Annotated in this window: 29 protein-coding genes and 1 pseudogene; 20 read left to right on the top strand and 10 right to left on the bottom strand. The window is 69.1% G+C overall.

Features of this window, described 5'->3' with window-relative positions; translation table 11 throughout:
• Window positions 1-25: 25 nt before the first annotated feature.
• From FB470_RS02930 to FB470_RS02895, 9 genes are all read right to left on the bottom strand, one after another.
• Window positions 26-793 (bottom strand): hypothetical protein, encoded by a 768-nt coding sequence (locus FB470_RS02930; RefSeq protein ID WP_306988514.1) that lies wholly within the window; start codon window positions 791-793, stop codon window positions 26-28.
• Window positions 793-972, bottom strand: coding sequence for a hypothetical protein (locus FB470_RS02925; RefSeq protein WP_306988512.1), 180 nt, complete (start codon window positions 970-972; stop codon window positions 793-795). The genes FB470_RS02930 and FB470_RS02925 overlap by 1 nt, the downstream gene beginning before the upstream one ends.
• Window positions 973-1004: 32 nt before the next feature.
• Window positions 1005-1544 carry a hypothetical protein gene (locus FB470_RS02920; RefSeq protein ID WP_306988510.1) on the bottom strand — a complete coding sequence of 180 codons (540 nt, stop codon included), beginning with the start codon at window positions 1542-1544 and terminating at the stop codon, window positions 1005-1007.
• Window positions 1545-1860: 316 nt separating this feature from the next.
• Window positions 1861-2580, bottom strand: a complete 720-nt coding sequence (locus FB470_RS02915) for a hypothetical protein (protein ID WP_306988509.1) — start codon at window positions 2578-2580, stop codon at window positions 1861-1863.
• Window positions 2580-2834 carry a hypothetical protein gene (locus FB470_RS02910; RefSeq protein ID WP_306988508.1) on the bottom strand — a complete coding sequence of 85 codons (255 nt, stop codon included), beginning with the start codon at window positions 2832-2834 and terminating at the stop codon, window positions 2580-2582. The genes FB470_RS02915 and FB470_RS02910 overlap by 1 nt, the downstream gene beginning before the upstream one ends.
• Before the next feature lie 122 nt (window positions 2835-2956).
• Window positions 2957-3271 (bottom strand): helix-turn-helix domain-containing protein, encoded by a 315-nt coding sequence (locus tag FB470_RS35725; protein ID WP_370876439.1) that lies wholly within the window; start codon window positions 3269-3271, stop codon window positions 2957-2959.
• 79 nt (window positions 3272-3350) lie between these two features.
• Complete coding sequence (locus tag FB470_RS02905; RefSeq protein ID WP_306988506.1) at window positions 3351-4262, bottom strand: DUF3560 domain-containing protein; 912 nt, start codon at window positions 4260-4262, stop codon at window positions 3351-3353.
• Between the two features lie 33 nt (window positions 4263-4295).
• Complete coding sequence (locus FB470_RS02900; RefSeq protein WP_306988505.1) at window positions 4296-4751, bottom strand: hypothetical protein; 456 nt, start codon at window positions 4749-4751, stop codon at window positions 4296-4298.
• A gap of 273 nt (window positions 4752-5024) precedes the next feature.
• Window positions 5025-5510, bottom strand: coding sequence for a hypothetical protein (locus FB470_RS02895; protein ID WP_306988504.1), 486 nt, complete (start codon window positions 5508-5510; stop codon window positions 5025-5027).
• Between the two features lie 204 nt (window positions 5511-5714).
• Between FB470_RS02895 and FB470_RS02890 the strand changes: the two genes are divergently transcribed.
• From FB470_RS02890 to dcd, 7 genes are all read left to right on the top strand, one after another.
• Window positions 5715-6281: an LPD29 domain-containing protein gene (locus tag FB470_RS02890; RefSeq protein WP_306988503.1), complete on the top strand. Its 567-nt coding sequence runs from the start codon at window positions 5715-5717 to the stop codon at window positions 6279-6281.
• Between the two features lie 55 nt (window positions 6282-6336).
• On the top strand, window positions 6337-6618 hold the full coding sequence (locus tag FB470_RS02885) for a hypothetical protein (RefSeq protein WP_306988502.1): 282 nt from the start codon (window positions 6337-6339) through the stop codon (window positions 6616-6618).
• Complete coding sequence (locus FB470_RS02880) at window positions 6615-7022, top strand: hypothetical protein (protein WP_306988500.1); 408 nt, start codon at window positions 6615-6617, stop codon at window positions 7020-7022. The genes FB470_RS02885 and FB470_RS02880 overlap by 4 nt, the downstream gene beginning before the upstream one ends.
• Window positions 7023-7125: 103 nt before the next feature.
• Window positions 7126-7578 carry a single-stranded DNA-binding protein gene (locus tag FB470_RS02875; RefSeq protein WP_306988499.1) on the top strand — a complete coding sequence of 151 codons (453 nt, stop codon included), beginning with the start codon at window positions 7126-7128 and terminating at the stop codon, window positions 7576-7578.
• Window positions 7579-7948: 370 nt separating this feature from the next.
• A complete protein-coding gene (locus FB470_RS02870) occupies window positions 7949-8122 on the top strand; it encodes a hypothetical protein (protein ID WP_306988497.1) in 174 nt (57 codons plus the stop codon).
• Between the two features lie 137 nt (window positions 8123-8259).
• On the top strand, window positions 8260-8496 hold the full coding sequence (locus tag FB470_RS02865; protein ID WP_306988495.1) for a hypothetical protein: 237 nt from the start codon (window positions 8260-8262) through the stop codon (window positions 8494-8496).
• A gap of 362 nt (window positions 8497-8858) precedes the next feature.
• Window positions 8859-9434 carry a dCTP deaminase gene (gene dcd / locus FB470_RS02860; RefSeq protein WP_306988494.1) on the top strand — a complete coding sequence of 192 codons (576 nt, stop codon included), beginning with the start codon at window positions 8859-8861 and terminating at the stop codon, window positions 9432-9434.
• Between the two features lie 250 nt (window positions 9435-9684).
• Here the strand turns inward: dcd and FB470_RS02855 are convergent, their stop codons facing one another.
• Window positions 9685-10167, bottom strand: coding sequence for a hypothetical protein (locus FB470_RS02855; RefSeq protein WP_306988492.1), 483 nt, complete (start codon window positions 10165-10167; stop codon window positions 9685-9687).
• 162 nt (window positions 10168-10329) lie between these two features.
• Here FB470_RS02855 and FB470_RS02850 point away from each other — a divergent pair, with 162 nt between their 5' ends.
• From FB470_RS02850 to FB470_RS02795, 13 genes and pseudogenes are all read left to right on the top strand, one after another.
• Window positions 10330-10533 (top strand): hypothetical protein, encoded by a 204-nt coding sequence (locus FB470_RS02850; RefSeq protein ID WP_306988491.1) that lies wholly within the window; start codon window positions 10330-10332, stop codon window positions 10531-10533.
• 56 nt (window positions 10534-10589) lie between these two features.
• Window positions 10590-10922 carry a hypothetical protein gene (locus FB470_RS02845; protein WP_306988489.1) on the top strand — a complete coding sequence of 111 codons (333 nt, stop codon included), beginning with the start codon at window positions 10590-10592 and terminating at the stop codon, window positions 10920-10922.
• Window positions 10919-11398 (top strand): hypothetical protein, encoded by a 480-nt coding sequence (locus tag FB470_RS02840; protein WP_306988487.1) that lies wholly within the window; start codon window positions 10919-10921, stop codon window positions 11396-11398. The genes FB470_RS02845 and FB470_RS02840 overlap by 4 nt, the downstream gene beginning before the upstream one ends.
• Window positions 11399-11645: 247 nt before the next feature.
• Window positions 11646-12131, top strand: coding sequence for a hypothetical protein (locus FB470_RS02835; RefSeq protein WP_306988486.1), 486 nt, complete (start codon window positions 11646-11648; stop codon window positions 12129-12131).
• 3 nt (window positions 12132-12134) lie between these two features.
• Complete coding sequence (locus tag FB470_RS02830) at window positions 12135-12461, top strand: hypothetical protein (RefSeq protein WP_306988485.1); 327 nt, start codon at window positions 12135-12137, stop codon at window positions 12459-12461.
• Window positions 12462-12464: 3 nt separating this feature from the next.
• Window positions 12465-13187, top strand: coding sequence for a hypothetical protein (locus FB470_RS02825; RefSeq protein WP_306988483.1), 723 nt, complete (start codon window positions 12465-12467; stop codon window positions 13185-13187).
• Entirely contained in the window at window positions 13180-13485 is a 306-nt protein-coding gene (locus tag FB470_RS02820) for a DUF7701 domain-containing protein (RefSeq protein ID WP_306988482.1), read from the top strand. The genes FB470_RS02825 and FB470_RS02820 overlap by 8 nt, the downstream gene beginning before the upstream one ends.
• A complete protein-coding gene (locus FB470_RS02815) occupies window positions 13482-13766 on the top strand; it encodes a hypothetical protein (RefSeq protein ID WP_306988481.1) in 285 nt (94 codons plus the stop codon). Before FB470_RS02820 ends, FB470_RS02815 begins: the two co-directional genes overlap by 4 nt.
• Window positions 13763-14779: a hypothetical protein gene (locus tag FB470_RS02810; protein ID WP_306988479.1), complete on the top strand. Its 1017-nt coding sequence runs from the start codon at window positions 13763-13765 to the stop codon at window positions 14777-14779. Before FB470_RS02815 ends, FB470_RS02810 begins: the two co-directional genes overlap by 4 nt.
• On the top strand, window positions 14776-15189 hold the full coding sequence (locus FB470_RS02805) for a hypothetical protein (RefSeq protein ID WP_306988478.1): 414 nt from the start codon (window positions 14776-14778) through the stop codon (window positions 15187-15189). The genes FB470_RS02810 and FB470_RS02805 overlap by 4 nt, the downstream gene beginning before the upstream one ends.
• Before the next feature lie 260 nt (window positions 15190-15449).
• Window positions 15450-15821: pseudogene (locus tag FB470_RS35720) on the top strand (WhiB family transcriptional regulator); the annotation flags it as partial.
• 223 nt (window positions 15822-16044) lie between these two features.
• Window positions 16045-17145, top strand: coding sequence for a hypothetical protein (locus FB470_RS02800; protein WP_306988476.1), 1101 nt, complete (start codon window positions 16045-16047; stop codon window positions 17143-17145).
• A gap of 149 nt (window positions 17146-17294) precedes the next feature.
• The gene (locus tag FB470_RS02795) at window positions 17295-17885 is read left to right on the top strand and encodes a hypothetical protein (RefSeq protein WP_306988474.1); all 591 of its coding nucleotides are present in this window, start codon (window positions 17295-17297) and stop codon (window positions 17883-17885) included.
• Window positions 17886-18096 lie beyond the last annotated feature (211 nt).

Genomic DNA, 18096 nt, shown 5'->3' with positions numbered 1-18096 from the left:
TCGTGAGGGGTGAGTTCGCGCGCGGTCACCGCCGCTGTCCTTCCTGCGGGCCGCTGGTCTCCGAAGCCGGACAGACCACGAACTCCTCACGACGTAGCCCGATCCGCGCGTGCCCGTTGTCCGGGAGGAACCAGAACGGCCACCGCTCAGCGGCCTCGGCGTCCCTCGCTTCCACCAGCTCACCCGTCCAGCCCCTCCACTGGCGGGCTGTGACCTTCACGCGCGTCCCGGCGGGCGGGTTCGGGGGGTTGGGCTGGTCCACCCCCAACCCGCCGGAAAGATCTCCACCTCCTCCAAGAGCGGCGAGGATGCGGAGGACGTCGTTCAGCTCCGGACCGTTGACGAGCTGCGAGCGCATCTCCTCCGCGATGCCTCGTGCTGCGTCGTTGCGGGCCTGGAGGTCGTCGCGCTGGCCCTTGAGCCAGTCGTGTTCCCGCACGAGTGCCCGCCCGGCCTTGACGAACGCATCACGCTCGGCGCGCACCCGATCAGGCTCGGCGCGAGATCCGGCGGTGTCGTCGGCTGCGGCCCTCTGGCCGAGGTAGCGCCACACGATCCGGTTGACGATTTCGTCGGCGATGATCCGCTTCACGGCGACACCGTCGAACTCGTGCAGCAGGTTCTCGATGTCGTCAGCGACGCGCTGAGGAAGCTCCGGGTCTGCGGCCCCCTGCTTCCGCCAGCCCTGCTCGACCAGGTAGCGGGCGAGGTCGTCGCGTTCCCACGGCACGGTGTTCACCGCGGTGTCCAGGTCCCGGGCCAGTTCTACGCGCTGTTCGTCGTGGGTGGTCATCACGCCTCCCGTCCGGACGAGCGGATGAGCCGCTTCGCGATCTTCGTCATCTCACGCTCGACCTTCTCGGCGTCGTCCTCGCTGAGATCGGTGCGATCCCACTCGACTCCGGCGAGCGCAGTCTCGATGAAAAGTCCGGCCCGGAATCGTGCTTCTCGGGCAGCTTTTCGGCGATCCATGGGGTTCTCCAGGGGTGGGGTCGGGCGAAGGGTCAGGCGCCGGCCTGGTGAGCGGTCCACCAGTCGTTCAGAAGCCGAGCGGCGTGGTTCTCCCGCGACGTGCACAGCGTGGGGTCGCTGCCGAGGTAGTACGTGTACTCAGCCCCAAGCTGGATCGCGCCGCAGTCAGCGACGCGTTCGACCTCTTCGTCGCCGCCGAACGCGTCTTCCAGCGGGGTCTTGGCGTCGCTGCGGCCAAACACGGCCCACTGCACACGGTGGATGTGCTCGTGGCGGGCGACGTCGGCGATCAGGTCGCACGGCAGCGCCGCGTTCATGCGGACGGTGTTCTCGGGGTAGCGGGTGACGCCCGCGATGGTCGGGTCGTCGGCCATGTCCACCACGGACCAGTCGGCAGGGTCCTCGTGCAGCGCCCGAAGCGTGGTCTGCAGGGTGGTCTGGTAGTCGCAGCCGCGGCCCTTGGCGGGGACGGGCATGTGAGTGGGGTTCGCGGCTGCCGCCGGGGTCGCGTTGGCGGTGATGGCGGTTGCGGCGAGGATCGCGGCGGCGAGGAAGCGGCGCGCGGTGCGCACGGGGTCTCCTTGTGGTTGCGGAACGGGTAGCGGTCAGCCGTGGATGCGGCGGTAGTCGCACACCGTGTCGCCGCCGACGCACTCGACACCCTCGACGTGGTGGTCGGGGGTGGTCAGAGTGTCGGTCACGGGCCCTCCGGGTGTTGCGGCCATCCGCTGTTGTTAACGACTATACCCGTAACGGGTTCGAGGAGGCAACGCCGACCGCAACATCCGCAGAGTCCCGTGACACGCAACAGGCCCCCGAGACCAAACGGTCCCGGGGGCCTGCTCGCGCCCGTCAGGGCAGGTATTCAGCTCTCGACGTGCACCACCGTCACGCGTTCCCGCGCTTCTTCGCGCCCGGCATCTGCCGCGCCGCCGTCGACCGGCCGGCCACCGCGCCACCGAGCCTCGCCGCGGCCTTGGTGGCCCGGACCACCCCGTTCTTGGGTGTCGTCTTCGACGTGAACTTGCCGGTCACCGCCGACCGCGTCGCCCGGCCCACCATCGATGTCACGGTGCCGAGAGCCTGACGCAGCTCGTCGCCACCATCCGGCTCAGCCTTCCGCGGCCTACCCGGCTTGCGCACCCACCGCTTACCGAACGCCTCGACCGACATCCGCGTCCACAACGGCCCGGTCTTGAGGCGGTACAGCGGCGCCGGGAAGTCGGGCCGGTCGGCCAGCTGGTTCACCCGCTGCCTGGTCACGCCCAGGATCTCCGCAGCCTCCACCGACGACACCAGCTCCGGCACCGTCGACTGCTCGGTCTCCATCTCGAACACGTCCGGGTCCACCGCACGCACGCTCGCCACCGACGCGTTCAGCGGCAGCGGGTCGATCCACGCGGCGACGGCCTGGTACAGCTTGTCGGCGGCCTCGGCCGTCGTCACTGCGTCAGCGTCGCCGATGATCCAGAACCCGTTGCCCAGCTCCCACCGGGCCAGGGTCCACTCGTGCTGCTCGTCGGCCAGGTCCGCGAGGGCGATCAGGTCGTCGTTGTCGAGCTGCTTGCCCTGGACCCGGACAAGCACCTCCACGGTCCAGTTCTTCATCAGTCGGCCTCCTTGCGGGCGCGGCGTCGCTGTTCTGCCCTGCTGGGCGGCGGGACCTCCAGGCCGTTGCGTTTGAGCGCGGTCTGGACCTCGGCCAGTCGTCGACGCGGGTTGCCGGGTGTGGCGGGGTGGCGGACAACCCAGTCGCCGGCCGGGTTGTAGAAGTGGCGGTACCCCTTCTTGTCGGTCTTGACCGTCCAGCCCTGGGACTCGGCCCAGGCGATCAGCTTCTCCAGCTCGTCCTCGCGTCCCATTATGCGCCTTTCCCTTGCGGTATCGCAAGGTTAATCCAAAACCCTGAACATAGTCAAGGGTTTTGACCTGCGGGAACACCCGCCACGGACCGCTCACAGCGGCAGCGCCGGGGGAGGACAGCCTACGATCCGCCCCCAGGCACGACGGCACCCCCACGCCGCAGCCGATGCCGCGCCACCCGCACCGCCCCCGGCGACACCCTGAACCGCTCCGCGATCTCCCCAGTCGACAACCCCGCAGCCTCCAACCGGGCCATCTCCTCCCGATCGATCGTGCGCCGCGTCACCGGATACCGATGCAGCTCACCCACCGCACGCGCGTGGTCGTAGCACTGGCCGTGCAACCCCCGACACACCAACGGCCGTTCCCGCGTGAACCGGCCACCGCACCGGCGGCACGAGCGCACCCCCACCGCCGGCGCCTCCCGGCCGCCCATCAGAACACCGGCGGAAGGGTGAACCCCTCCCGCTCCCCGAAGAACCCCTGGTCGAACCCGCCGGGCAAGTCGGTCGTGATCACCGTGCCTCCACCTCCTCGGGCGCCCGGTACCCCGTGATGCGGTGATAGGGCAGCGTGTTGGTCAGCCACTTCGTCTCATCGATCGCGCTGCGCGTCGTGGCGAGCGTGACCGTGGTCTTGTTGACCCGCACCACCCGGAACCAGCCGGACCCGGCCCAGCCCTTCACCCAGCCGTCCACGGCGACGTTGTGCGGCCCGTACTCGACCACCTCACCGGCGGCGATCTGCTGCTCCCGCACCCCGCGCCAGTAGGCCAGCTCGTTCTCGTACTTCGCCCGGTACTCCTCGTTGAGCGAACGGCGCCGCAACTTGGCCTCCAGGTCCACGATCCGGTTGGCCACCGTCACCGGGTTGTACCGGTGGTCCATGTGGCGGGCCGCCGTCGCGGCGCGCTCGGCGTGGTGATCAGCCTCTCGCGACAGCTTCAAGGCCTTGTCCAGGTTGCTGAACGCCCGCTCCCGCCGGTTCCGGTCGGCGCGGTAGCTGTAGTGGTCCACCAGCAACGGCTGACCCATCGGGATGCCGTCCAGCACCCGGCTCGCGGCAGCCTCGCGCGCCGCCGCTGCGTTGGCGCGCCGGGACGCCTTCGCCTGCAACGCGGCCGCCCGGTCCTCCATGCGCTCGGCGCGGTCAGCCTCAGCCGCCGCCATGTCGCGCGGGGTGTTGTCCACCTCCACCGTGACCTCGAGCCCCAGCGACCGCAGCTCCCGCGCGGTGGCCTCGATCCGCCCGGGATCGGCGGGCCGGTCGCGGCTGTTGCGCTGATACCAGCACCCGATGGTGCGGCCCCACCGCCACCCGTGGCGGTCAAGCACCGCCCGGACCGGTTCTCCCCGGCGGCCCTGCTCCCGGCTCGTGCCGTCCAGCAGGGTGCCGTCGGCGTAGGTGTGCGTGATCGTGATGCTCATCGTTTCCCCGTTCGCGGTGTCGTTTCGGTGCGGTCAGGAGTGGTGGATCTCGACGCCATCGGGGAGCTCGACGCGCTTTCCGCATGCCTGGCAGGCGAAGTGGTCGTGGTCCCAGTCGCCCTGACCGGTCGTGGCCTTCACCGCGCCGTCCTCGACGGACAGCGTGTTGATCCGGCACGCTTGGTCGAACTCGACGATGCGGTTGACCTCGCCGCAGCGGGGGCACACCAGGTTGCCGCCGGTCTCGATGCGCACCAGCGGCAACGCCTGGGGCTCGGCCAGCTCCATCACGGCGTGGTCCACGGGGCCGTTGTCCCACAGGTCCCCGTCATTGAGGGACACCCGCAGGTTGATCGGCCCGACGCGCGGGTCGTCCTCCTGCTCCGGGCGGCCGGAGGTGTCCACGGTGACCTGGATCTTGCCGTCCGGCCGCTCGTAGACGACCACGTTGATCCCGAGGTGATCCAAGCGCCCGATCTCGTCGGACATCGCGGGGTTCCTTCCTGTCGCGGGTTGAGGTGGTGGTGTCCCGGCCCGCCCCGGTGTGGTCACGGGGCGGGCCGGGCGGTCAGCGGCTTTCCTGGTCGCGCAGTCGGTCGAGCACTCGCCGGTCGAAGTCGGGGTCAACGGGCTCGCTGTCGACGTCGTCGCGCCACGGGTTGTCGGACATGGGGGTCTCCTTGGGGTGGTGTGGTGGGTCCGGGGGCCCGCCGGGAGTGGGCGACAACAGGCGGGCCCCCGGGGATCGGGGGGAGAGGTGGATCAGGCGGGGAACTCGATGTCGTCACGGCCGATGAACACCCGCGCCCAGGCGCGCACCGCGCCGTGCAGGTCGTCCAGGCTCGCGGCGTCCACGGGCACAACACCCATGCCGGGGTCGATCACGACCGGCGAGTCGTAGCGCTCGGTCGGAAGGGTGGAGTCCAGCGGGAACGACAGCGGCTCGCCGCCGCCGGGCAGGTGGGCGATCAGGTTGCCGTCGTCCACGCGGTGCGGCTGGAACACGGTGTGCCGCTTCCACTCCAGGCGCTCGGCGCTGCGGAACCGGTCGAGCTGGATCAGCGCGGCCAGGAAGTTGGAGCCGGCGCGGGAGGCGGCTGCCAGCACGTGGAGCCGCGCGGCTTCGCGGGTGTCCAGGCGGTCGAGGGCGGCGGCTTCCTCGTTCTGGAGGCGGTCGGTGGTGGCGACGGCCTCGTCGTAGGCGGCTTGGAGCTTGTCGATGTTGATCGGCGCGGTGATGGTTTCCACGGTGTCCCCCTCGGGTGTTGCGGTTGCGATGTAAACGACTATACCCACAAGAGTCGCAACAGGCTAGAGGGCCTGCGGGGAATCTTTGCTGATCAGAGGCGTTACGGGTGTGCTGCTGAGCACGCGGACACGGTGTTGCGATCCCCAACAGTAGGGGTATAGTCATTTACGTCAGGACGGACACCGACCGAAGGGGGAAACACCATGGAGACCACCGCCGCACCGGCCCGCTACATCGACAGCGCCGAAGCCGCGAAGCTCATCCGCAAGCACCTCAAGGCCACGTTCCCCGGCGTCAAGTTCTCCGTCCGAACCAGCCGCTACAGCGGCGGCGCCTCCGTCGACATCACCTGGACCGACGGCCCCACCGAGGACCAGGTCCAGCAGATCACCGGCGCGTTCGCCGGCGAGCGGTTCGACGGCCGCACCGACTGCGCCTACAACGCCAGCTCCTGGTACTGCCCCGAGCACGGCGCCCGCGTCGCCGAGACCTACGGCGCCGACAGCCGCGATCGCAACGGTGTCCACGACTCCCGCTGCTGCGCCAACGCCGAGCTGGTCCAGTTCCTCTCCGACTACATCAACCGCCAACGCCGCATCTCGCCAGAGTTCCGCGAGGAACTGCGCGCCCTCGTCGCCCGCAAGTCCGGCCTCCCCGCCGACGCGCCCGAGCACGAGCAGCTGCGCGGCGGCCCCTACCAGTACGGCCGGTACGACACCGTCAGCGACGGCATCTACCGCGCATCCGTCAAAACCCCCCGCAACGCCTAACCCCCAACCAGGTCGGGCGCGGCCACCACCGCGCCCGACCGGAAAGGAACAGCCCGTGCAGTCCACGCACCCGCTCCTCGGCGAAGCCGTCGAGGCCGCCGCCCAAGCGCTCGACGCCCTCCTCCGCGAACACGGATTCACCCGGCCCAACGAGGACAACGCGATCCTCAACCACCCCACCGGCGTCACCGTCGCGATCACCCCCAGCGGGTACCGCATCTCCTTCGCCGCCGACGGACAGCTCGCCACCATCGACCAGCCCTTGCACACCCGCTTCGCCGTCATCGAAACCATCGCGGCCGGGCTCGCGAAGCACCTCGCGGAGGTGCAGTGGTGACCGCCACCGAACCGCGCTGCGCCACCGAAGGCCACCGGCCCGACGACGACCCTGACCGCTTTGACCGCATCAAACCCTGCCGTGGCTGCGGCCAAGACCTCATGTGGCTCGATGGCGACAACTGGGTGCTGCGCAACGCACCCACCGGCGACCACATCATCGATAACGGTCTCCACGTGTACGTGCGGTTCGTCGATGGCCGCTGGGTCATCGACTCCGCTACGTTCGACGGTGGGGCGCTGGATGAATGGGACAGCGGGCCCAGCAACTTCACCTGCGATTGCGGGGACACCGAGGAGTGCAGGCAGCACGTGAAGCGTGCCGGGTACACCGACCTGCCCACTGGCGTCGAGCTGCTGCAGCTCATGCGGGACTACGTCGAGGAGCACAAGCCGACCCACTGAATGGTGTGCCGTCCCGGCCCCCTGCGCCGGGACGGCACACCACAGAAATCGTCGGTGGCGGGCGGGACGATACGCACGAGCGCGAACGAGAGAGCGAGGCAACATGGCTGGAGACACCGTCATCACCGTCGTCGGGAACCTCACGAGCGATCCCGAGTTGCGGTTCACGCCGTCGGGCGCGGCCGTCGCGAACTTCACCGTGGCGTCCACCCCGCGCACCTTCGACAAAGCCACGGGGGAGTGGAAGGACGGCGAGGCGCTGTTCCTGCGCTGCAACCTGTGGCGGCAGGCCGCCGAGAACGTCGCCGAGTCCCTGACCCGGGGCACGCGGGTGATCGTGCAGGGCCGCCTCAAGCAGCGGTCGTTCGAGACCAAGGAAGGCGAGAAACGCACCGTGGTGGAACTGGAGGTCGACGAGATCGGCCCCTCCCTGCGCTACGCCACCGCGAAGGTGAACAAGGTCAGCCGCGGCAGCGGCGGAGCCGCGGCGAGCGACGAACCGTGGGGCTCGGCCCCGGCACCGGCCGGCCAGTTCACCGACGAGCCCCCGTTCTGATCAGGAAGGACATGCGCATGGCCACGGGCCTGCTCCTGCTCGACGTCGATGGCCCCCTGAACCCCTTCGCCGGCACGAACAAGCCCCGGTTGCGGGCCGGGTACCGCAAGCACCGGATGAACCCGCGGTCGTGGGACGGGCCGGACGCGCTGCGGGTGTGGCTGCACCCCGACCACGGGGCGCGGCTGCTCGCGCTCGCCGCGCAGACCGGCTACGAACTGGTGTGGTGCACCACGTGGGAGCACGACGCGAACACCTGGATCGGCCCGCGGATCGGGCTGCCCGCGCTGCCGGTGATCGACGTCGAGAAGGGCCGCGGCCCATCGTGGAAGTTCGGGCCGGTGCTCGAGTACGCGCAGGGCGGCCGCTGGTGTGGCTGGATGACGACTTCGGCGAGTACCCGAAGCCGCGGGAGGGGTTCGAGCGGGCGCGGGCCGGGACGCCGACCCTGCTGCACGAGGTGTCAGCGAAGGTCGGGCTGGTCGACGAGGACTTCGCGACGGTGGCGGCGTGGGCGCGATCGGCGGGGGGCGCGGCCGCGTAGAGGCGGATGGGTGAGCGGGGCGGTGGCGGTTGCTGCCGCCCCGACTGCTGTGCTGGGGAGCACCTGCGGAGTTGTGGTCCCACCCCACCCTCTGGGGTATAGTCGTTAACAGAGAGCAGGGGAAACGAGGAGGAACCATGCACCCCACGGTCGCCCAGAACAACCAGCACCGCCACGACCTCCAGACCGGCGCATGGGTCCGCAAAGATCGCAACACCTACGAAAACTACGAGGGCTACCAGATCCGCCGGGAAGGCCGCGGCTGGGCCGTCTACCTGCCGGGCGGTGAACGCCTCACCAACAAGTACTTCATCGAGCCGACCCTGACGTTCGCCAAGTACGAGGCCGACAAGCACCGCAACAGCCACGCCTAACCGCGAAGGCCGGGGCCGCCCCAACCGGGGCAGCCCCGGCGACCGCCAGGACACGAGCGAACCGACCCCGGCCCGGGGGGCACCAGCCCGGGCCCCGACGCCCGAGGAGGCGCCCGTGTCCGCCACCCGCTGCGAGTACTGCACCGTCAACGACGCCGCCACCGCCGCCCGCGAAGCCCACGGCTCTGGCTCCCCGGAACACTGTGCCGCCCTGGAAGCTCTCCGCCCGCACATCGGGCCCGCCCGCTACGGCCGCGCGCACACACCCGGGTGTGAGAACGCGATCGCTACTCCGCTCGTAGTGTTCCGCTGACGACCGAAGGGCGGACGCAAGCCGGATCGCCCCCGCGTATCGTGTCCGGGTGCTGCTCAGCGACCGCGACCTCCGCAAAGAACTCGCAGCCGGCCGATTCGGGGTCGAGCCCTGGGATACCGCGATGCTCCAGCCTGCCAGCATCGACGTGCGCCTGGATCGCGGGTTCCGGGTGTTCAACAACCACCGGTACTCGCACATCGACCCGGCCGAGCACCAGGACGAGCTGACCACACTGGTCGAGCCGGAAGTGGGGGAGCCGTTCATGCTGCACCCCGGGGAGTTCGTGCTGGCTTCGACGTTCGAGCGGTTCGCCCTGCCCGATGACCTCGCCGGGCGGCTGGAAGGCAAGTCGTCACTCGGGCGGCTCGGGCTGCTGACGCACTCGACGGCCGGGTTCATCGACCCCGGGTTCACCGGCACCATCACGCTGGAGCTGTCGAATGTGGCGAACCTGCCAATCGCTCTGTGGCCGGGCATGAAGGTGGGGCAGCTGTGCCTGTTCCGGCTGGAGTCCCCGGCCGAGCACCCGTACGGGTCGGCGGAGGCGGGCTCGCGGTACCAGGGGCAGGCCGGGCCGACGCCGTCACGCGCGCACGAGCGGTTCGAGTGGTTCGCCCGCTAGGCAGCGGCGCGGCCTGGGCAGTTGGCGCGCCGGCCGCGCCGGTCTTTCGGGGTGAGGTGGGTTTCCGGCCGGTTGTCGTAGTAGCGGACAGGCTTGTGACATCCGGGACAGGGCGTGCGGTCGGCGGCGGTGCGCACGGGTTGCGCTGTTGGTCGCCAGTTGGTGCGTTGTGACTGCCATGTGGTTCCCCTCGACCTGCTCACGGTCGGGGTATCGCAACAGGCGCGCCCGGGTGTTACGAACTTGAGGGTTAGTCCCCCGAGTGGGCCATCTCCAACGCGGCCTCCAGGGCGTGCTGCGGCGCCCATGACGGCGGCACGAACACCGCGGCCGGGCGATCCCACCGCACCACCGTCACATGCCAGCCGTTCTCCACGCGCGGCTGGATCTGCGCCAGCTCCCGGAACGCCAGCCGCGAGTCCATGATGACCCGCGCGTTCGGGTCGGTGATGTGCGAGAGGTCCAGCCGCTCGCTGCCGTTCACCGGGCGCGGCGGAGACACGATCCGCTGTGGAGCCGGAGCGTTCGCGCCGTCGACGAGGCCGGAGAGTCGGGCGTAGGTGGTCGGGTTCAGCGCGAGCATCATCAGCCGTCCGCGCCGCCGCACGTAGGTGGCGGTGTTGCGGATCTCGGCGTCGTTGAGCACGTCGGACCAGGCGGACTCGTCGCTGCCGGCCTTGCGGGTACGGAGTTCCTGTGCGCTGATCTCGGCGATGCCCTGTTGCGCTGTCATGCGCCCAACCTTACACAACTTGCCGGAGTGTGCCAACGGTGACGCTTCGGGACCCGGTTTGAGGTGCTCTGGAGCACGGTGGGGGCTTGAACTGTTGCGTCAGTTGCGCAACTTGTGTAAGGTTCGAGGTATCCAACCACCCCAACCACAAAGGAGGCCCCCATGGCCACCATCACCACCACCGAGGTCCCCGTCCAGTCGCTGCTGATCGGCATGCAGCTCGACGAAGGGGTGGTGGAGCACTTCTCCACCCTCTACCTCGGCGACCAGGTGGAGCGCGTGGTGGCCGTCCGCGCCCACGACGGCGCCGTCCGGGCGCTCTCGTTCCCCTGGGGAACCGAGCTGACCGTGTTCCACGGCTGCTGAACCAGCAGCCCGCCCCCGGCACCCAGCCGGGGGCTCCAGATCCTGGGGGAGAGACCATGCCGTCCCGCATCCGCGACGAGTTCCACACCGCGCTCCGCGCCGCCGCCAACACCGACGCCTGGACCGTCCTCGACGGCAACACCGTGCGCTGGACCGAAACACTGCCGACACCGGGGTGGGTGTCACCACGGCAGTGGCCCGAACCCCAGTACAAGCGCCACCTGTTCATCACCGCCACCAGCGGCCAGCCCATCGTCCGGATCGCCAGCGCCCCCTGGGTCGAAGCTCGCGACCATTTCGTCCCGCTGCGGCGCGCGCTCGAACTCGTCCGCAACCCCCGCTCCGCCTTCACCCAACCCGCCATCACGCCGGAGGCCCGACCCGCATGACGACTACCGCCCTGCTGGACACGCACACCACCGAGGTCATGCACGCCATGGCCACCCTCGACGCGGTCGCGCGCGAACACCACCTCCAGCTCCGCACCACACACATCAAGCCCGCCCAGCCCGGCGCGAAACGCTGGGACCCCAAGACCGAGGACTACACCCGACCCGTCCTGCCGGAACTCGGGCTCTTCCCGCCCGACACCGCGGAATTCGTCCGCTGGTGCCGCGCGCTCGACGTCACCACCATTCACGTCGAACGCCGCCCCTCCGACGTGTGCTTCCACGCCACCACCGACCGGGACGGCCTCACCTGGCGCATCCACGGCTGGATCCCCCGCGACGACAACGGCCGCGCCATGCCCGGCATCACCGTCGACTGGACACGCACCAGCTCCGGCCGCCGCGGCAACCACGCCACCATCCCGCTCACCGACCTCGTGACGTCCCTCGCCCACCGCGGAGTGCGCATCCCATGACAGCGCCCCGCACCTGGACCGCCGGCGACCCACCCCCCCAAACATGTCCGCGCCGTCAGCGACCGCACCGGCCACACCTGGTACCGCAGCGAGTACGGCCACTTCTGGTTCCCCACCCCGAAGGGCGGCCGGATCGTCATGTGGGACTTGCTCCTCGCCCAACGCGGTGAACTCACCGAGGCCGCCGCCGAACCCGAACCGCTCACCCTCTTCTGACCCTTCGCCGAACCCCACTCCTGGAGAACCCATGACCACCAAGGAGACCACCGTGACCGACCTCGACCGCGAGCATCTGCCCGAGCGGTTCATCCCCACCCACGTCGAGCCCGGCACGCCGTACCCGGACGAGCCCAGCGAGAACATCCCCGAGGGCTGGTACGTCCTTGCCGAGCACGAACCGGGCGCGGGTGAGGGCGCGGAGATCGAGATCCGCATCAACCACGCCTACGACCCGAACGGCGTCGACATCAGCGCCGCCCTGGCCCGCAAGATCGCAGACCTCCTCGACGGCGCCGCCCAGGACGACCACGCCCGGAAGCCGCGCGTGTTCTTCAACGGCGACACCATCCCCGCCGGTGTCAAGGTGATGGACCAGAACGGCGACGTGCACCCGGACTCGTTCGACGACGACGGCGAGGAGTGGGACAACGGCAACTTCGGCCCGCTCGTCGAGGTCACGGTGGACTACGCAGCCGAGGTCGCCCGTGCCCGTGCCGAGCGCGGAGAGGCATGACCTGTGACCACCGCCGAACAGCCCATCACGCACCTGACGACGCTCCAGTTCGCCTGGGGCGGCCTCTTCGACGCCACACCGGTCGACGACCTCGTGCACCTCGTGCGCGGCACCGAGCGCGGCACTCCGGGCCCGACCCTGTGCGGCATCGACCGCTTCGCGCCGGACGCACCCGGCTGGTCCGTCGGCGGCGGAGTCACCGGGCCCGGCATGGTGCACACCCCGTGCTCCAGCTGCGTGGAGACCGCCCGCCGCGACTTCCCCGGCCTCATGGTTACCGGCATGAAGGCGTTGTCCGCGCCGCTGGCCGTCGCCCTCGGGGAGGCCTGACCTGTGACCACCGAGGCCGCCACCCCACAAGACCGACCCGACCGCGACAAGACTGAGCAGCCCGAGCAGACGATCGAGCGGCTCCAGGGCGTCATCTGGCGGCTCAGCGACCGGCTGCGGCTGCAGCCCACGATGCCCGCGAACTCGCGCGCCCTGGTCGCCGAGGTGCTGCGCGAGCTGGAGGGCTCGTGGACGCCAGACGAGGTGGCTGGGCAGATCGTGGCCAAGCTGACCGAGCATCCTGACGCCTCCGCCCGCCAGGCCCCGTGCAGAGACGTGATCACCGTCCCCCGTCCGCACGTCCCGTATGGCCCTGAGGGCATCAACAAGGACGAGGCGGACGCGGACTTCCTGCGCGACGCCGCTGACAGGCTGGAGAGCTTCTACCGCCCGTTCGGCAGCAACCTCCGGGCGACCGTCGTCCGGCTCCTGCGCGACGCTGCCGACGCGATCCCCGCTGCTGGTCTGCCGGCCGACGGACAGGACCAGGTGCCCCGCGATTGGTTCGAGCGGGCCGTTCTCGCGGCCCGCGATTATCGCCACCAACGAGACGAGGCCCAGGCGAAGACTCGCGACCTCTACGCCAGCATCGAGAAGGCGCTCGCCCGCGCCCGCGAGATGCGCGAGCAACTGGTGTCCGGACCCGAGCTGGTCAACATCGAGGCCGTCATCGCCGCCCTGTCCGGGCCCGCCACCACCGACACCGAGGAGACCCGCCGTGGCTGATTCACCCACCTACGTCCAACGCATCATCGACCGGCTCACCACCGAACTGGACGACTGCGAACCCGACCTCATCCGCTTCTACGCGCTCCTCGTGCTCACCGAAGGCGTGAACACCACCCTCGAACACGTCCACGACGCGTGGGCGATCTGGCGGGACCAGACCCGGCCCGATCACCCGTCCATCGTCTTGTTCGACAAGCTCGACAAGCGCACCCAGGAGCTGGACCGGCCGTACCAGGAGGCCATCGTCCGCGTCGCCCAGTGGTGGTGGGACGGCGCTGGCGAGGGGGCCCGATGACCACCCACGCTGAGCCGGTCGTGCGCGAGCCGCCCGAGCGCATCGAGGACGGTCTCGACGTGTCCTACCGGGACGTGCCCTACCCCGTCGTGCCAGCGTTCACCGCCCGCTCGATCCTCCACCTCGCCGTCGAATGCCAGGCCGTGCTGTGGAACCGCAACAGCAGCACCCGTGTGGAGGTCCGCACCAAGTGCGGCAAGTCCGGCGTCCCCGCCGACCGCCGCAACTTCGCCTGGTCCCGCACCTGCCGCCGCTGCTACCCGAACGGAGCCCACCTGTGACCACCCACGACGAACAGCGCGAAGAACTGGCCCGCGAGGGCGCCGAGTTGCGGGAGGGAGTCACCCTGCTCGCGGACGCGCTCCTGGACGAAGTGGACCTCTACCAGAACCGCGACGAGGACCATGCGATCCACGCGGTTGGCGTGGCAAACCGGCTGTTTGCTGCGCTCGACCGGGCCGGCTGGCGGAAGCAGGGGGCCCCAGACCTGGATGCCGACGCGCGTGCCGACGACTCCCACGCCCTTGCCCTCGAAGCCCGCCGCAGCGATGCCTGGAAGGCCTACTACGAGGCGTACGACCAGTTCCAGCGCGACGTGCCGCAGTGGCGGGCGTTCTTCACCGCCCACCACCAGCACGCGCTGGACGCCGCGCTCAAGGCCTACGACCCGCACGAGCGGTTCGCCGGCGAGACCGGGCAGGGGGCCGCAGACGACGAGCCGCACCGCGTCACGATGGATTCGGACGGCGAGCCGGGCGACTGCCACCCGACCTGTCCGCGCTGTGCCACCACGGGGGCCGCAGCCGACGGGCCCGCTCGACTCCGCGCCGAGAACGACCGGCTGCACGCGAACTGCCTCCAGCACCGGCAGGAGGCGGCCGAGTACCACAGCCAGCTCATGGCCACACGCCGCGACCGCGACGCCCTCCAGACCGGCATCAACGAGGTGCTGTCGCTCATCGACAACTGGGACGCCTGCGGCGCGGTCACGCTGCAGGCGGACCGCATTCGTCAGGAGCTCTCCCGGGTCTCCCAACCACAACCCGCGCCCGAGCCGCGCCGCTTCCCGATCGGCTCGCCCGAGCCCGACGACGTCGAGGCCGTCCGCAGCGACCAGAACGGCGTCGTCTTCCAGTGCCGCAAGGCGTTCCCCGCGCCTCAGGCATGGGTCGCAACGACCGCGAGCGGCGGCGACGGCCGCGCCTACTCGTGGTGGCAGATCAACGCCGAGAACGCCCCCCAGGGCGGCACATCCCTGACCGAGGTGCCCCGACCGGAAGGAGCGCAGCAGTGACCCACCAGGCACGCGAGATCCAGCGCACCGGCGAACTCACCCGCCACCCCTGGCCCGCCGACGTGTTCCTCCAAGGCGGCCGCTCCGGCCTGGTGTTCAAGGGCGACGGCACCTACCGAACCGCGTTCGTCGAAGCGTTCCCGGCCGGCACGTTCCTGCGCGGCGAGGGCGCCACCGTCGCCGAGGCCGAGGACGCCGCGTGGCGGAAGTACCAGCGGCTCGCCGCCTGCCCCGCACACCCCGACCACGGCCCGTTCGAGCGGCGCAAGTACCGCAACGGCTCCGGGTTCTGCACCCACTGCGGCACCTGGTTCTCCGGGGTGCTGCCGCCGCTCCCCGAAGACCCGAACCGCACACCGAGCCGACTTGAACAGCTCCTCAACGCCGTCGAGGAAGGACCGCAGGAGTGAGGAACCGGCACACGATCTTGCGCCGGTGGTCGGTTCCACGCAGCCCGAAGCAGGCCGCCCACGCCACCGGCGCGCCGGTGTTCGCGGTCTACGACCTCCAGCCTCCGGACGGTGCACCGTGATCCTCGAACGAACCGCCGACCCCGGCCTACTCGTCGCCGCGCTCATCGCCGCGGCCGGCCTGATGCTGTGGAAGGACCGATGACCGCCGTCGCCGAACCGCCCCGCCTCCCCGCGAGGTCCCCGACTGGCACGCGCAGGGGAAGTGCCAGATCTTCCCCGAGCTCGACTTCATCCAAGCGAACGGCGCGCAGGCAGCGGCGTGCCGCGTCATCTGCGCCGCCTGCCCCGTCCGCATGCTCTGCGCTGAAGACGCGCTGCGCCGCGGCGACCGTGGGGCATCTGGGGCAGCCTCGACCGCAAGGACCGCACCGCCCTGGCCCGCGAGTACGGGTTCCCCCGACCGGCCGTCGTCCCGGACCACGGCACGAACAGCCGGTACGCGAAGTGGGGCTGCACCTGCGCGGAGTGCCGGAAGGCGCACACCATCTACGAGCGGGAGCGGCGCGCCCGCGCGCGGCGGAAGGCCGAGCAGCGCGAGGTGTGGCAGCGGCCAGTCGCCGCGCCAGTGAAGGTCGGCCGCAGGTGGGTCGGCCCCGGACAGTACCTCTTGCCCTTGAGGACGGGGTCAACCCGTCCGCGCCGTCCGGTGAGCACCGCACCTGTCGATCGGCGCACTACGTCCCAAGCTGTCGCGTGACCGACGTATTCCAGCGGAGGCATCATTCGTAACGGCACGCATACTTACTGCGACGTAGCACTCAAGCAAGCTGCCAAAAGACACGGAGGCGAACGGTGACGGACCAGGTAGCGGAGAATCACAGTCCCCTACTTGACCTCGTCGACTTTCTCGCAACGCTACAGGAGGACCTGGAAACTGACATTACCAAAGTTCGGACTGCTCTCGACGAGAATAAAAAGGTTGAGGACGTTAAAAAAGGCTATCTACCGTCCACCTCCACCCTTCGAAGTCTGCGAGAAATATTCGACATCTCCGTCCAGGTTTTGGATCCGATCAAGACTGCGATGCGCCAAATTGTCGAGACGAAACGACCCATCGCGGTCCACGATGTCGACAGGATTTATGGACGCGCCCGAAGAATTGAAAGATCACTTAAACAGCCGCGGATGATCCTGGCAGCACTAGAGGATACCACCTCGGAGGAGCTTTCAAACATTGATGAAGAGGTAGAATCACTTCAAAGGTCACTACTTCAAGAACTCGCCCACGCAGTCGCCCAAGCGCATGTCCTCTCGAATTACCTACCGCGCCGAGAAGTTGACCGACTCAACAGGTCCCTAGATAGGGCGACTGACGCGATCGAAGCACGGCTAGCGAGACTCGATACTAACCGAGCGAGAGACGAAACGCAGCGTGTACTCGAGATCAGCAAGCAAGCCGCCGGAATAACCGGCTCCAACCAGCTGGCGATTCACTTCGCCGCGTACGCTCATTCAGAATACAGGGCAGCTAACCTGCTGCGATTGACTACCGTCATTCTTATCGTTGCCATCGTGGTTATGGCCGGAATAGCACTGTCCGGGCCGCCGTCGAATGCATCCGCATTCGTACCACAAATACCACACCTGGCCCTGTCTATCCCTGTCGCCGCCCTTGCGGCTTATCTTGCACGTGAAGCGGGGAAGCATCGACGGAATGCGGAGTGGGGTAAGCGATTTGAGATTCAACTTCTAACTCTCGAGGCGTACATCGCACCACTGCCCGATGACTCGAAGCAGAAGATGCGAGAGCAACTTGGCGAGCGGGTATTTGCCGCCTCCCTGGAGCAGCACGATGACGATCCAGGCAGCCCGTCGGTTGTCGGCGACGTGGGCCGATTGTTCTCCAGCATCGCTGACACGCTAAAGGCAGCGAAGCCCACCGAAAAGCCTTAGATCGAAGGACAACGTGCTCCAACATACGGGCTTAACGTGATGGCCCGGCGCCACTCCCCCTGCGGCGGGGCCACCTGCACCACGAGTCGACGAATGCGAGCTACCGTGCTCGATGGAGATCGACACACCTGGGGGTCAGAATGAGAGAGGTGCTGCGCCCGCGGCGCGCCTGGTGGCTGATCCTGCCAGCGGCCGTCTCCGTCGCCGGAGGGCTGATCGCATGGTTCCTCATCGACGACCACGACGTGTGGGCAGGCCTCGGCCAGTGGGTAGGGGGCGGCGGTGCGCTCGTCGCCGCCGGGGTCGCGCTGTGGGCCGCACAGCAGGAGACCGCACATCGCCGCGCCGACGAAGCCCGCCGGCAGCGCGCGAACGCTCACTTCATCCTGCCGGAGATGGTGTCCCGCCAAGGCGAGGTCAGGAAACTCTCCGGCGTAACGAAAGACCCCGCGGTAAGGAACCGCGGCCCAGAGCCTGTGCTCAACGTGAAGCTGGTGTCCATCTTCATCCCCGGTCGCGGCCTGCTATTGGTCGATGTTCCCGAGCGTGAGGTACTGCTCCCCGAGGAAGAGGTCGTCTTTTCCGATTGGAGGCCAGCCGGGGTCGATGACATTGCCCAGTTGATCGAGGCGGCAATGCACACCATACGGCCTGACTTGGTGCTGGAGATCGAGTTCGAGGACCTACAGGGCGGGCGATGGTCCCGTCATGGAACCGAGCCGCCGGTTCGGCTTGGGTGAGCAGACGACTTGCTCCGATCGAACACGTGTTCTACCGTTGGGATGCGCTGGTTCGGGAGGGGGAAGCTCCCGGACCAGCGCAGTCACGCCGGAGGGCAGCAGGGTTGGCGTCGATCACCACCATGAACGCCAAGCACAAGCAGACCGGCGAGATGCGGTACTTCGAGAACGAGGACCACGCCCGCCGAGTGCTCAGGGACGACATCGAGGA

This window comes from Amycolatopsis thermophila (assembly GCF_030814215.1).
In the GTDB taxonomy this organism is placed as follows: domain Bacteria; phylum Actinomycetota; class Actinomycetes; order Mycobacteriales; family Pseudonocardiaceae; genus Amycolatopsis_E; species Amycolatopsis_E thermophila.
The sequence above is the reverse complement of the archived record's forward strand: the minus strand, read 5'-3'. Positions and strand labels throughout refer to the sequence as shown.